Annotated in this window: 11 protein-coding genes and 1 tRNA gene; 5 read left to right on the top strand and 7 right to left on the bottom strand. The window is 43.0% G+C overall.

Annotated features, from left to right (window positions below):
• Nucleotides 1-20: 20 nt before the first annotated feature.
• Nucleotides 21-1,010: a DUF2333 family protein gene (locus tag K5L93_RS01580; RefSeq protein WP_220718176.1), complete on the bottom strand. Its 990-nt coding sequence runs from the start codon at nt 1,008-1,010 to the stop codon at nt 21-23.
• 339 nt (nt 1,011-1,349) lie between these two features.
• Here K5L93_RS01580 and K5L93_RS01575 point away from each other — a divergent pair, with 339 nt between their 5' ends.
• Together K5L93_RS01575 and K5L93_RS01570 are read left to right on the top strand one after the other, a co-directional pair.
• Complete coding sequence (locus K5L93_RS01575; RefSeq protein WP_220718175.1) at nt 1,350-1,847, top strand: outer membrane beta-barrel protein; 498 nt, start codon at nt 1,350-1,352, stop codon at nt 1,845-1,847.
• A gap of 739 nt (nt 1,848-2,586) precedes the next feature.
• A complete protein-coding gene (locus K5L93_RS01570; RefSeq protein ID WP_220718174.1) occupies nt 2,587-3,279 on the top strand; it encodes a hypothetical protein in 693 nt (230 codons plus the stop codon).
• Between the two features lie 269 nt (nt 3,280-3,548).
• On the opposite strand, the gene yfcE is transcribed toward K5L93_RS01570, so the two are convergent.
• The 3 genes from yfcE to K5L93_RS01555 all read right to left on the bottom strand — a co-directional run bounded on the left by yfcE (nt 3,549) and on the right by K5L93_RS01555 (nt 5,279).
• Nucleotides 3,549-4,094, bottom strand: a complete 546-nt coding sequence (gene yfcE / locus K5L93_RS01565) for a phosphodiesterase (RefSeq protein ID WP_220718173.1) — start codon at nt 4,092-4,094, stop codon at nt 3,549-3,551.
• Nucleotides 4,095-4,246: 152 nt separating this feature from the next.
• The gene (locus tag K5L93_RS01560; protein WP_220718172.1) at nt 4,247-4,864 is read right to left on the bottom strand and encodes a GDSL-type esterase/lipase family protein; all 618 of its coding nucleotides are present in this window, start codon (nt 4,862-4,864) and stop codon (nt 4,247-4,249) included.
• Between the two features lie 73 nt (nt 4,865-4,937).
• Nucleotides 4,938-5,279, bottom strand: coding sequence for a zinc ribbon domain-containing protein YjdM (locus K5L93_RS01555; RefSeq protein WP_220718171.1), 342 nt, complete (start codon nt 5,277-5,279; stop codon nt 4,938-4,940).
• Between the two features lie 431 nt (nt 5,280-5,710).
• On the opposite strand from K5L93_RS01555, the gene K5L93_RS01550 reads away from it, so the two are divergent.
• Nucleotides 5,711-7,372, top strand: coding sequence for a SulP family inorganic anion transporter (locus K5L93_RS01550; RefSeq protein ID WP_246615104.1), 1,662 nt, complete (start codon nt 5,711-5,713; stop codon nt 7,370-7,372).
• A gap of 1,042 nt (nt 7,373-8,414) precedes the next feature.
• On the opposite strand, the gene K5L93_RS01545 is transcribed toward K5L93_RS01550, so the two are convergent.
• The 3 genes from K5L93_RS01545 to K5L93_RS01535 all read right to left on the bottom strand — a co-directional run bounded on the left by K5L93_RS01545 (nt 8,415) and on the right by K5L93_RS01535 (nt 10,638).
• Nucleotides 8,415-8,491: transfer RNA gene (locus K5L93_RS01545), tRNA-Pro, on the bottom strand.
• An 87-nt stretch (nt 8,492-8,578) separates the two neighbouring features.
• Nucleotides 8,579-10,390: a DUF3413 domain-containing protein gene (locus tag K5L93_RS01540; RefSeq protein ID WP_220718169.1), complete on the bottom strand. Its 1,812-nt coding sequence runs from the start codon at nt 10,388-10,390 to the stop codon at nt 8,579-8,581.
• Nucleotides 10,391-10,416: 26 nt separating this feature from the next.
• Nucleotides 10,417-10,638, bottom strand: coding sequence for a YejL family protein (locus K5L93_RS01535; protein WP_040307371.1), 222 nt, complete (start codon nt 10,636-10,638; stop codon nt 10,417-10,419).
• A gap of 75 nt (nt 10,639-10,713) precedes the next feature.
• On the opposite strand from K5L93_RS01535, the gene yejK reads away from it, so the two are divergent.
• Both yejK and malE read left to right on the top strand, forming a co-directional pair.
• Nucleotides 10,714-11,718 carry a nucleoid-associated protein YejK gene (yejK, locus tag K5L93_RS01530; protein WP_220718168.1) on the top strand — a complete coding sequence of 335 codons (1,005 nt, stop codon included), beginning with the start codon at nt 10,714-10,716 and terminating at the stop codon, nt 11,716-11,718.
• Nucleotides 11,719-12,003: 285 nt separating this feature from the next.
• Complete coding sequence (gene malE / locus K5L93_RS01525) at nt 12,004-13,185, top strand: maltose/maltodextrin ABC transporter substrate-binding protein MalE (RefSeq protein WP_220718167.1); 1,182 nt, start codon at nt 12,004-12,006, stop codon at nt 13,183-13,185.
• Nucleotides 13,186-13,219: the final 34 nt, after the last annotated feature.

Genomic DNA, 13,219 nt, shown 5'->3' with positions numbered 1-13,219 from the left:
GGTATTGCCTAGTAGCTAATTTAGCCTTTGGTAAGCAGATTATTCAAATTAATAATGGCCGCATTGGCACGTGATACATAGTTGGCCATAACCAAGGAGTGGTTAGCCATTAGGCCAAAACCTGTGCCATTTAAAATCATTGGGCTCCATACGGGTTCTTGGGTCGCCTCTAACTCGCGAACTATCTGACGAACCGCCACTGTAGCGTTCTTCTTCTCCAATACACCTTTAAAGTCTACTTCTACTGCTTGGAAAAAATGCAATAATGCCCACGCTTCACCGCGAGCTTCGTAGAACACGTCATCAATTTTCCACCAAGAAGTTTTCACCATGCTTTCAGATGGAGCAAAGGTAGACTGTGCAGCACCTTCGTCACCCACTAAGCTAGTGTTAATGCGTTCTCGGCCTACCGAGGCTGAAAGCTTTTGTGACATGCTTCCCAGGCGCGATTGTACTTCGTTTAGCCACGTGACTAAGTTGTCAGCGCGTGCGTAAAATTGCGCATTGTGATCTTTGGGGTCAGCAAGCTGTACGCGGTAAATTTTTAGTGCGTCGATAGCGTCTTGGTATTCGCGCTCAGCACTGGGCAGTTGCCAAGAAGTATGATCAATATTGAACTTAGGCTGGGCGATTTTAAGCTGGGCATGTTCTACCGATTGCGCTTGAGAGCGGCTAAAATCTTTACGCATAATCAGCGATAAATCTCGAACTTGGTTTAATACGCCAAGCTCCCAACTCGGCATATTGTCCATAAACACACTGGGGGGCATTTTGTCGTTGCTTAAGTAACCCCCAGATTTGTTTAATAAGGTTTCGGCGACGTATATCAAAGCTGTTGTTGTCGCATAACCAGTAACGGCTTCTTCGCCATTGGCAACTGCTTGTTCTAATACGTACTCTTTTACTTCTATTTGGTCAGGCTCAATGCTCCAAAATACCGCAATGATGTAGTTAATGATGAAAAAGACCAGAAAGAACAAGATAACCTTACGGCCAGTAAGCTGAAACATAAATGCATCCTTGTGAAGATTAATGCTCTCAGCATAGTCAAGTAAGCTATTTAATCAATAGCTTATATCAAATCTAATGAGCATGTTGCCAACCATAAATAATCAAGGGGTCTGCATGTTGGCTATAGTAATGTCATGCAGTGTCAAGTCACTCTCATTTTTTTAGCAATTACCTCTAAAATTTTGTGTATTTATGGTTTTTATGGTTTTTTTAGCCGTGAATTCCTGACATTATCAGCTGCAAATTTTTAGCTTACATGGAGGTATCGGTAAAAAGGTATACAATTAGTGCTTATTTCCAAATTAGTAAAGGCTATCATCGCTGTAAGTGTTCTGACCATGCCGACTTCAGCGGCAGCGCTTATGGAAAACAACCAACAACCTAGTGCTTATCCCTGGGCTGCGGTATTCCTTGATTATCAACATCCTGACCAGCCTATGTTAGGCATAACGGTTAATGTAAATCACTATGATAACAATTATCCCCGTTGGGGCTATTACTTGGGTTATGCGCGCTCAAAAGAAGAAGACCTAGGTTTAGAGTATCCGGCTGAGGGTAAACGTGGCTTAACAATGGTGAGGCTAGGACTGAGCTACAGCTTAACGAATGACTTAAGTATTTATGGGGGAGGCGCAATGCTAGAAGACACCTCCGAACATACCGACGGTATTACCCAATATTGTACCGACTGTCAGCCTAAGTATCACACGAATACCGAGCGAAATTGGGGCGCAGAGCTTGGCTTTCGTTACGCGCCCACTCGTCACCTAGTATTTGGCATTGGTTACAACTCGGTTATTGAGAGTGGGGTATTTAGCATTGGGTATAGAGGCTAAATACAACCACGTTCTAGATATATTAGGTATTGCTAAAAAGGCGGGTACCACCAAATTTGGCGGATAACTCCTTAACAAACTAGTGCAATGGCGTTTATCTTGGTGATTACATTAATAATACCAATCGAAGCGTTTCACCAAGCATAAACAATTTTAGCTGCAGCTGAAACTCTACCCTGCAATTGCAGTGATGATGGTCATGCGTTAGATATAGATCTTAAGTATGAACATGTTGGTATTGATAAAAAACGGGCAATGATTTGGTTGGAGACGACACTACTGCACTAAAGCCGATCTCTGTAATGGTCCGGCTCTATTAGAGGAGAACCTAGCTTGAGCGCTGGTAAATTTAAGGTGACATGCTTAGAAAATTCACTATATCGATTAGGGTAGTGCGCGATGGCAAACCTGCTGCCCTTCAGGCCTTGGTGATGAGCGCTAGTCGTTACGATAAGCAGCGAAGCAAATGTACATTAAAGATAGCCTTTGTAATTAAAAATTATTTGAATCAGGAGAGTTCGTTTTAGCGAGCCTCCTACTACATTTAAAGCCGCATAGCGAGAATTAAGTAAAGCTCCCCCAATAAGCCTGATAATAAAAACTAACAGTAACGCCTACTTTTTGCTTTACATGTTTGGGCTAAATCAATTAGCAGACAACTTTTAATAAACTATTGTATTTTATAACAATAGCTTCTGATAGACTGCGCGTTTTATCAATAAAAGGGAAGTTAACAACAATGTGGATGTTGTTTATTAAGCACCAAGGAAAAGGTGTGTTGCGTTTATTGGCATGTATAAGCTTATTGTTTTCAAACTTGGCTACGGCAGAGTTAGGTTACGGAAAATATGCGGAACAAAACAACTGGGATTTACTGATTAGCCTAGGGGCAAGCTACGGTGGCGATACCATCGCCGAAGCTTACTATATCGATGAAAACAATAATGTTGTCGATGACGCTGTGTTGAAAGGCGGCGGACTGTTTAAAGCAAGCGTAGGAATAGATTGGCCTATAGTTGAAGACCTTCGATTGATTACCAATACGGGCTATCATGTAGATACCCAATTTAGCTTCGCCAGCACTTCTAGCGGTAACCAAGGAATGTGGTTTACTCGCTTTGTCCTCGAAGCCTTACCGTATTATCAAATTAATGATTCTTTTAAACTAGGTGGTGGCCTTACTTATCACATGAGTAACAAAGTGGGTGGCCAGTTCATAGGCAGTGATGAAAAGTACTACGCGCGCTATGAAGACACGCTGGGCTATACCGGCTTTGTTGGTTACATGTTAGGTGAATCGCGCTCATGGATAGAACTACGCTATACCTACATCAAATATGATCTTGAGACCGAGCCATTTTTAGCTTCATTTTGCACTGCCAACTGTGATGGTAGTCATGTGGGAGTAACCTTTCACTGGGCTGTTTTATAAATCCTCCAAGGTTTAATAAACAAAAAACCGCTGTTAGCGGTTTTTTGTTTTTGGGTAGGGTATAAAAGTATTTAACTAACCTAAATTTTGGATAAGGAAGTGACGATAACTCCGTAACCCAGTACTGAATCTTGCTTTATGTTTTTGGCGAGATAGTTTTGCTTCATTCAAGGTGAAGCTGCGCGCCAATAGCTAGGCTATTGCAAGTAGCTTCAACACCGAAATAAGTAGCCCTTAAAAGCCAGTTTATTATCCCGAGCTCTGGTTAACTAGCTCAGCGGACAACTTAACAACACTTCATTACCGCTTAAGTTTATTACCTGCATCTTGGTCTCGTCGATAAGCGCATAGCTCCTTGGCCAGCCTTGGCGAGGCATCGACACTGAGCCAGGGTTCAATACAAAGCACTTTTCTTGATAATCTGCTTGCGGAACATGGCTGTGGCCACTTACAAACAGATCTCCCTCAGCCAATGGTGGGAGTTTGCTTGGATTATATGTGTGACCGTGACACAAAAAAACCTTACGACTAGCTAGCAGCAGTTGGTTGTATTCGGCTAATAGCGGAAACTCACAGAGTGCTTGGTCAACTTCACTGTCGCAGTTGCCCCTAACTGCAATGATATGTTCAGCTATTCTGTTTAAAGCTGCGGCCACTTTTGTTGGCGCATAATGCTCTGGCACTGGGTTACGAGGGCCGTGATTAAGCACGTCTCCCAAACAAACTAAGTGCGAAGCGCCACTGCGCTCAAAAGCCGCTAGAGTGAGTAGCAAAGCCTGATAATCACCGTGGATGTCGGAGCATACAAACAGCATCTTTTATTCCTGTAAACATTGGCAAAATAGTGACAAAGGATTATACAGCCACTTAAACTGCATAATATTGACCTCCATAACTTGTTCATAAGGAAAATCTCGCGTACTTCTTGCCTAGTGTTTAGCTGTCATGTGCTGGATTGGTGTGAGACTTAAACTAAATGTTTTAGCTTATCAGCAAGTGCTTTGCCCAAGTCTTGGTGCTGCGCACAGTTCAGATGGACGCCATCCGTTAGCGTTCCGTTAACTACCGTTGCTGCATCGAGAAACTCAGCGTTATTCAATAAAGCTACTTTTTGGAATAGCTCGGCTAGTTGGTGGGATTTATCCTGTGCGCCAGCAAAAAACTCTGCAAAGCTACCCTGATTTAACGGTGGGGGAGCAATCAACAGTATATGAGGTACGGCTGTTTGCTCACTACAACAAGCCTCTCGCAGCTCAACTATCATTTTATTAATGTTGTCCGCTACTTGCGCTGCGCTGAGTTTAAAGGCTGGGAACAAATCGTTGGTACCTAGCATCAATACTAACCAGTGGGGTTGATGTTTAATCACTTCATCGATTAGGGCATTAATGCCGCTGGTTAAACCAAAATTAGGGTTGTTTAGATAGCTGGAGCGTCCCGGTAAACCATTCTCAATTAGCCTAACGCCTTTGCCAAGCTGTTGAGCTACTACTCCCGGCCAGCATTGGTTATGGTCTATGCGTTGACCATTATCGGGAGAGTAACCCCAAGTATTAGAATCGCCGAAGCAAAGGATTGTTTTCATGAGTAAATGAGTTAACTTAAACGCAATAAACCTGCTAAGGCAGGTCTATTTATTACTTCAAGGTTAAAATTTATTAGTTCTGTTTTCTAACAAATTTAGATTTAAGCATCATGTGGCCGTGACCATCTACCTTACAGTCGATGTCATGATCAGCATCTACAAAGCGCTTAATTACCGCTTTAGTACCTACTTTTAGCACTAACGACGACCCTTTCACTTTTAGGTCTTTAATCAGGGTAACTTTATCGTCTTCTGCTAGTAAATTGCCTACAGCGTCTTTAAGTACAATGGCATCAGGGTCAACTACTTCTTCGTTTGGGTTCCACTCATGCGCGCATTCAGGGCAAATAAGTAGTGAACCATCTTGGTATACATAGGCTGATTCACATTCTGGGCATGGAGGCAGATCGCTCATGATATTTTCTCTTTTAATTTCTGTTTATGGTGGCTTAGCGAGGGTAACGCCTTAAGCCAAAGCAGCACTAGTTAAATTAGCACCTAAGTTTGTAGGGGCATTATAAGTAAGAATGACTCTGCCAGCTAGCGCTTAACGGTGATTGATGTGGTTCTATACCAATGCTTAGCTTATTTTTGTTGCTCTTGGCTGTGCCTTGTTAGATTTTGTTTGGTTTCGTCTGTTGCTCAAGTCCACCTAAGCCTAGCCATCTGGTCTGAACAGAGTGAGTAAGGCTGCGTACTTGCCAGTATTCGTAGCGTTTTAGCTGTTAGTTTCAAAAACAAATAGTAACCGCACTAAATCGAGTGTTTTATTTCCCCAAAAATTCAATACAATTGGGGCGTCCAAGCAAAAGGAGTAGCGGTTTGGTTAAGGGTAAGTTTGAATCAATGAACATTAAGGGCGATTTGTTTGGTGGTGTTACCACTGCTATCGTCTCACTACCAATGGCTTTAGCGTTTGGTGTTGCATCGGGAGCAGGACCTCAAGCGGGTCTTTGGGGCGCCATTTTAGTAGGTTTGTTTGCCGCGTTATTTGGCGGTTCGCGCACTTTGATCTCCGAGCCAACCGGACCGATGACCGTCGTCATGGCGGCGGTACTTACCACCATGATAGCCAAACACCCAGAAAACGGGCCCGCCATGGCATTTACCGTGGTGATGATGGCCGGACTATTCCAAATCGCCCTTGGCGCCCTTAAGCTAGGTAAATACATTACCTTGATGCCTTATAGTGTTATTTCTGGCTTTATGTCTGGCGTTGGGGTCATTTTGGTCATCCTCCAGTTGGCGCCCTTTTTAGGCCAATCCACTCCTGCCGGTGGAGCCCTTGGAACCCTGCAGGCGATTCCCGACTTAATTCGAAATATGCACTTTGGCGAGTTCCTGTTAGGGCTGATGACCTTAGGCGCACTCTTATTCATGCCTAATAAATACAAAAAAATAATCCCTCCACAATTGGTCGCGCTGGTGGCGGTTACTTTAGTGTCTATGCTGCTATTTAGTGACGAGGGTATTCGCCGTATTGGAGAGATCCCAAGTGGCCTACCATCGATTATTTGGCCCACTTTTACTTGGGGCCTGCTTAGCGAAATGCTGGTTGATGCCTTAGTGCTGGGTACTTTAGGCTGTATCGATACGCTACTTACTGCAGTAATTGCCGATAGCTTAACCCGCAAAGAGCATGACTCTAACCGAGAGTTAATGGGGCAGGGCATTGCAAATACAGTTTCAGGCCTGTTTGGTGGCTTGCCTGGCGCGGGCGCGACTATGGGAACTGTGGTGAATGTTCAAGTAGGCGGAAGCTCTCCACTCTCTGGCATTGTGCGCGCGATTATCTTGCTGTTAGTGGTGCTTTGGTTAGCGCCGCTTACCCAGCCAATTCCGTTGGCCGTTCTTGCGGGTATTGCTATGTATGTTGGTCTAAATATTCTTGATTGGAGCTTCATCAAACGCGCCCACCGGGTATCTTTAGTCCCGACTTGCATCATGTACGGCGTGCTATTTCTTACCGTGTTTGTTGACCTAATTTACGCGGTAGGCATTGGAGTATTCCTCGCCAACGTAATTACTATCGAAAAGCTTAGCCGGGTTCAGGAGAAAAACGTTAAGGCGATATCTGACGCCGACGACGGCGTCCCGCTTGAAGATTCAGAACGCCGGTTGTTAGACCAAGCCAAGGGCCAGCTATTGTTTTTCTACCTCTCTGGGCCAATGATTTTTGGAGTATCAAAAGCCATTGCCAGACAACACGCAGCCGTGGAGCAGTACAAAGTAATGGTGCTAGATCTTAGCGCGGTACCAATGATTGACGTTACCGTGGCGCTAGCGCTGGAAAACGCCATGCGTGATGCCTTAGATGCTGGCTGTGAAGTGTTCCTCTACAGCCCTAACGAGCAAACCATGGAGCAGCTAGAAAAAATCCAAATTCGCGATTGGATAGATCAAGAGCATATCGTAGATAGCCGCACCGAAGCCTTAGAAAAAGGATTAGCGGTAGTAAAACGCATTAATGCGGCGTCAGACAGTGTGCAGCAAGGAGCGGCCATTTAGTTACTTGTTTTGTTAAAGTAGCGCTGGTGCTAGCTACAGCACTGGCGCGGATCTTCTCACCTGTTTACTTCCACGGTTTGGTGCTATCGAAAGGAGCCTTGGTAATGCACCTTTGCTGCAGTTTGAAATTAACCTTAGTTCTCTAGTGGATTGTTAGCGTTTGCTTTATCACATTTTCAGTCGGTTTTAGTTTTCGTTACAACTTTGTTTCATCAATAAGCACTTTTAAAAACTGTGTTCGTATTAGGAAGTCTGTACTAATTAAGCAGCAACGAACAAGACTTCAGCATTCATTTTACTCATTACCATTGTCACTCGGCATTTATGCAAAGGTTGCATACTCACAAATACAATCGTATTCACCATGGCGTCAAAGTGAGGTTATACCAATCGTACTAAGTACCTGTTCATTCTATCGGGTTAAAATACTTGATAACTGCGTTAGAATTTTTGATTGTAGAATAACTACTTATCGAAAAAACATGCTTTGTTCTCGAGCATTTTTCCTGCGTTATTTTTGATCACTTACTTAGTGTGATTGGTATTATTTTCGATTTCTAGCTCATAGCTTTTTATGAATCAGCTTTTCTTTGGCGCGAATCGTTCAGGCTCAGGATTAAAACTGATATGCACCAGCCCCAATCCCAGAGTATTTCAACTAACTAGCATTATTTTTTGTATTATCAGTTTTATTACTGTTAGGCAGTATTGGGGTTAACGGGGGTTAAGTATTAAGCTAGGCCGCAACTTAACGGGAGATCCTTGCACACCTTAAGGCTAATCTTTCCACAAAGTATTGCTTAAAGTCTGCGGTGAGTGATTGCATATAGATGTTACGGGGTATTGCCTAGCACTTGATGAATTGGTTGATACAGAGTGTAGCCCTAAAACTTTAACCCACTAAGCGGCAATTATACTGTCAATCCTCCCAGCGCTTTATTGGGCTATTTCAATGCATTTGATAAGAGGACACTGAATAAACAGACCCTAGTCATGCTTAAAAATACAAAAGGGTTAGCCGAAGCTAACCCTTTGTAAAATATGGTCGGAACGAGAGGATTTGAACCTCCGACCCCCGACACCCCATGACGGTGCGCTACCAGGCTGCGCTACGTTCCGAATTGAGCAATGAATTTACTTAGCTATCGGTGTGCTGTCAATACACCACTTTGGTTTTTGTGCTTAAGTGTTCATTCAATGTACAAATTATTGTTGTGGCTGATAAAAACGCTTTAAGTCGTTTAGTACTTGTACCAGCATTGGGACTGATACTCGAGCATTACTGGCTTTTAAATCACGATCCAGTACCTGATAGCTACCCGATTGATCAAAGAGAGTTATTTGGTTGTTTTGAACCACAGCTTGTTGCTCTTGGTTACCAATTAAAACCCAATCACGCTTGCGTTTTTTAAATAAATTTTGGCCACTACTGTAGTTTGTACTGTTTGATGCTACCGCCAGCATTTCTTCGAGTATGGTTGGCACTATATCGTTATGGCTGGTATCACCGTGTAAAAGCAAAGGGGTTCTATCTGGCCAAGATATAAATAAAGGTACTTGGGTTTGATAACGACTAAAGTTGCTATTGTTTCCCCAATAATTGCTGTTTGCATCATTGAGTTCGTTTCCGTAGTCAGAGGTGACCAGTAAGATAGTGCGTTCTAATTGACCACTTTGGACTAATTGTAGATAAACTTTGTTTAGTTGCTGATCTACCGCGTGGGCTGCTTCGCTATAGTGTTGGCTTAAAGACTCCGGAGTTACTTCGCTTATTGTACTACCACTGCCATTGTCGTAGGCCGCAACACCATTTAAGTAAAGAAAGTTAAACCAAGGAAGCTGAGCGTATTGGCTTTGTTGCCAAGTTAACCATTCTTGGACCGCTTTTTCATCGCCAGCAGCCCCGCCTGGCCATTGGGTCATATCAAGGTTTGAAAGTTCGCTAAAGCTGGTTTCAGCCAATTCAGGTAGATTTAAGCCGCGACTACTGAACAATTCAATCTGGTAATTGTTGTCTTGAAGCGCAGAGACTAGTACAGAGCCTTGGCGCTCTGCTTTGAAGCTAGGCCAATAACTGGTTGGAATACCATAGAATAGGCTGAACAAGCCTTCTTGAGGTTTGTTGCTGCCACTGAAGTGACTAAAAAATTGGCTAGAGTGTTTAGCCTGCTTCCAGCTATTTGGCATCGCCTGCTGGTTTAGCATATCCCAACGTAAACCCTCCACTACCACAATCATTAAGTTGTAACGGTGTTCTACTTGGTTGTATTTTAAAGGGGATACTGGGTAACGAAGGCGTCCTTGCTGTTCTTCTTGCGCTTTAATTTGCTTGTAGTAAGCGTCAACATCAAAAATGCCTTGCTCCTGTAGAAAGCTACGCGCGGTAAGAGGGTAAAATAAAGGAAAGTTATTCTTTTGCCGAGTAATGGTAGTGTAGTTTGTTGCATCTGCCCACGCATGCACAAAGTGGGTTAACAAAAAACAAATAAACAATACACCCGCAATAGGTCCACCTAGGCGCTTATGCTCTAAACGACGTAAATACTTCCAGCATAGCTTCGCTAGCCATAGCTCCAATAGAAAGATGAAAGGCACAGATACAAACAATAGGTTAAGTGTATTGGCTTGGCTGTTTTGCTCTTTATCTATAAGTAGCTCTATCAGCGTTGGGTTTAAGTGTAAGCTAAATGTGGCAAAAACCTCGGTATCAACAATTAGTAAGCTGATCCCAATGGTTGCAAACACGGCACCAACAAAGCGCATCGAGCGATTACTGGGAATAATAAAGCTGAGTGGGAATAAGGTTAACAAGAATATAACAAAGGCGATAAAGGCAAATTGCCCGAGCCAACTAACAATTAAATAGCTTTGGCCTAAAAAAGTTTCTGGTGGTGTAGCTAATACCAAATAGCGCAAGCCAACCATTAACGCTAGAATAATGTTAGATAAACAAAACCAGTGGCCCCAACTAATGAGTTGAGACACCTTGTCGCGGTACTGTTTTGAGCTATTTACCATTGCGAGACAGAAAATCCTTAGTATGCTTATTTTTCGTCGTTAATCGAATTCTTAAGGGCTTTGGCAAAGCCCTCGGTGAGCTTCTTTCTTTGCTCAGGTGCAACACGCTGATTTATCATACAGGTAGCTGCATTGCCCAGTACCATTAGCGCCAAATCAGTGGTTACATTGTGATTGTCGACTACTTTGAGTACATCATTAAGTAATTGTTCCACCTGTTCAGTGGAATATTTTGAAACTATTGCCATTACTTCTCTGCAAATTTTTTGATAAAGACGCGTATAATACCCCACCTTGTCAGCAAACACTAACAGTAACAGACCATGAGCATTTCCTTAAAACACCTTATTTTACATTCACTAGAGCTAGTTGAAGATGGCACCATTGGGCTGCAAGCACGAGCTGAAGAAATGGCTCATAGCGAAGAGGCACTTAGCTTAATCGAGAGTTTACATCTCAACTATAGTGGAAGAGCAGCTAAAGGCTTTGGTTTTTATAACCAAGAAAATGATAGCCCCTTCAAACAACAATTGGATGCCTTATTAAGTCAAGACGTTGATTTTCATAAATACAGTGTTGATGCTGGCGCGGTATTGGTTGAAGAACTAAAGAAATATGATTTTGTGGAGCAAGGAGTATTGCTTCTGGCCAACTATGAGCATGTTGCGGGCGAGTTTTTGCTTATCATGCTGTTAGAAAATAAAACCTCACCTGCAGTAGACGATAGCTTAGAACTTACAGCTAGTCGTTATTTAGAAACAAGCTCTGTACAACTTGCTGCTCGCATTGATATTACCGACATGCAACGTAATCCAGAGTCTCAGCGTTATGTTTCTTATATAAAAGGAAGGGCTGGGAGAAAAATTGCAGATTTCTTTGTGGAGTTCTTGGGGTGTGACGATGGTTTAGACGTAAAAATGCAAAATGCAGTACTTATGCAAGCTGTTGATGATTACTGTCAAGCTACTCAGTTAGATAAAGAAGAAAAACTCGCCTATAAAGATGAAGTTAAGTCTTATTGTGAACAACAGCTAAAAGATGGCGAAGACATTGTAGTTGGCGAGTTAGCTAAGGCTTTACCTACTGCCGAAGAGAACGTCGATTTCTACCAGTTTGCTGCTGAGAACTACCCCCTTGAAGAACAATTCCCTGCTGATCGAACAGCACTGAAAAAGCTGGCTAAATGTTTTGGTCAGGGGAAAGGGGTGTCGGTAAGTTTCGAACAAAAATTGTTAGGAGATCGCGTTTTTTACGACGAAGCAACAGATACATTGACGATCGTTGGAATCCCACCTAACTTAAGAGAACAGTTGAAAAATAACAAATAAGTTAATTGGATTGCTTGAAAAGGTTATCAGTTTCATTTCTGTAGTTTAATTACTACATGGAAAGGTTTTCAAGCTTATTTGGTGGATGTTTTGTTGTTTTATTACCACTGTTAGGTGATTAAATCACCTCTTAAGGCAGGCTGCACCTCGGTTTAGGTGTTTGTAGTATAATTTCAAAAGTGCGAGCTAAGTCATGTGTTAAACCAGCCTTATGAGCTAGAATCTAGCGCAGCAAGTTACTCTTGCGACCCAAAAATAATCATAACGACAGTTAAGGAAAGGCTAATGAAAAAGACAATTCTTGCATCTGCTATTGCGGTTGCTTCTTTAGGCATGGCATCTAATGCTTTTGCTGCAATTGAAGAAGGCCAATTAACCATTTGGGTAAATGGTGATAAAGGCTACAACGGCTTGGCTGAAGTAGGTAAACGCTTTGAAGCTGATACTGGTGTTAAAGTAAGTGTTGCACACCCAGACGATGCCCCTGGTAAATTCCAACAAGCGGCTTCAACTGGTTCAGGTCCTGATATTTTCTTATGGGCTCACGACCGTTTCGGTGACTGGGTTGATGCAGGTCTATTAACTGAACTTAAGCCAAGTGCTGAGAAAAAAGCAGCAGTAGAAGACTTTGCTTGGAACGCGGTTACTATCGACGGCAAAGTATACGGCTACCCAATCGCTATTGAAGCGGTAGGTCTTATCTACAACAAAGATTTAGTGCCAAACCCTCCTAAGACTTGGGAAGAAATCCCAGCTCTAGATACAGAACTTCAGAAGTCTGGTAAGCACGCTATCCTATGGGATTACAACAATACTTACTTCTCATGGCCTCTACTGGCTGCGAACGGTGGTTACATTTTCAAATACGAAAACGGTAGTTACGACGTTAAAGATACCGGTGTTGCAACTGACGGCGCTAAAATGGGCGCTAAAGTAATTAAAGATCTTATCGAAAATGGTCACATGCCAAAAGGCGCTGACTACGGTGTAATGGACTCTGCCTTTAACAAAGGTGAAGTAGCAATGGTTATCAACGGTCCTTGGGCTTGGGATAACATGGAAAAAAGTGGCATCAACTACGGTGTAACTTACATTCCAACTATCAACGGTAACAAAGCTAAGCCAATGGTTGGTGTATTAGCAGGTGCGGTTAACTCTGCGTCACCTAACGCTGACTTAGCGGTAGAGTTCCTAGAAAACTACCTTGTTACTAATGAAGGCTTGAAATCTGTGAATGACGATGTACCACTAGGTGCTGTAGCACTTAAGTCGTACATGGAAGAGCTTTCAAGCGACCCTCGCATCGCTGCAACTTTCGCAAATGCTCAAGATGGTGAGCCAATGCCTAACGTAGCTGCAATGGGTAAATTCTGGTCTGCGATGGCAACATCTCTAACCAACATCACTAGTGGTCGTCAACCTCTAGAGAAAGCACTAGACGCCGCTGCGCGTCGCATAGCGAAATAATACGGTCATATTATTTCGGTCAGGAGGAGGATAT

This window comes from Agarivorans litoreus (genome assembly GCF_019649015.1).
Lineage (GTDB): Bacteria > Pseudomonadota > Gammaproteobacteria > Enterobacterales > Celerinatantimonadaceae > Agarivorans > Agarivorans litoreus.
This window is presented reverse-complemented; position numbering and strand designations above follow the sequence as displayed.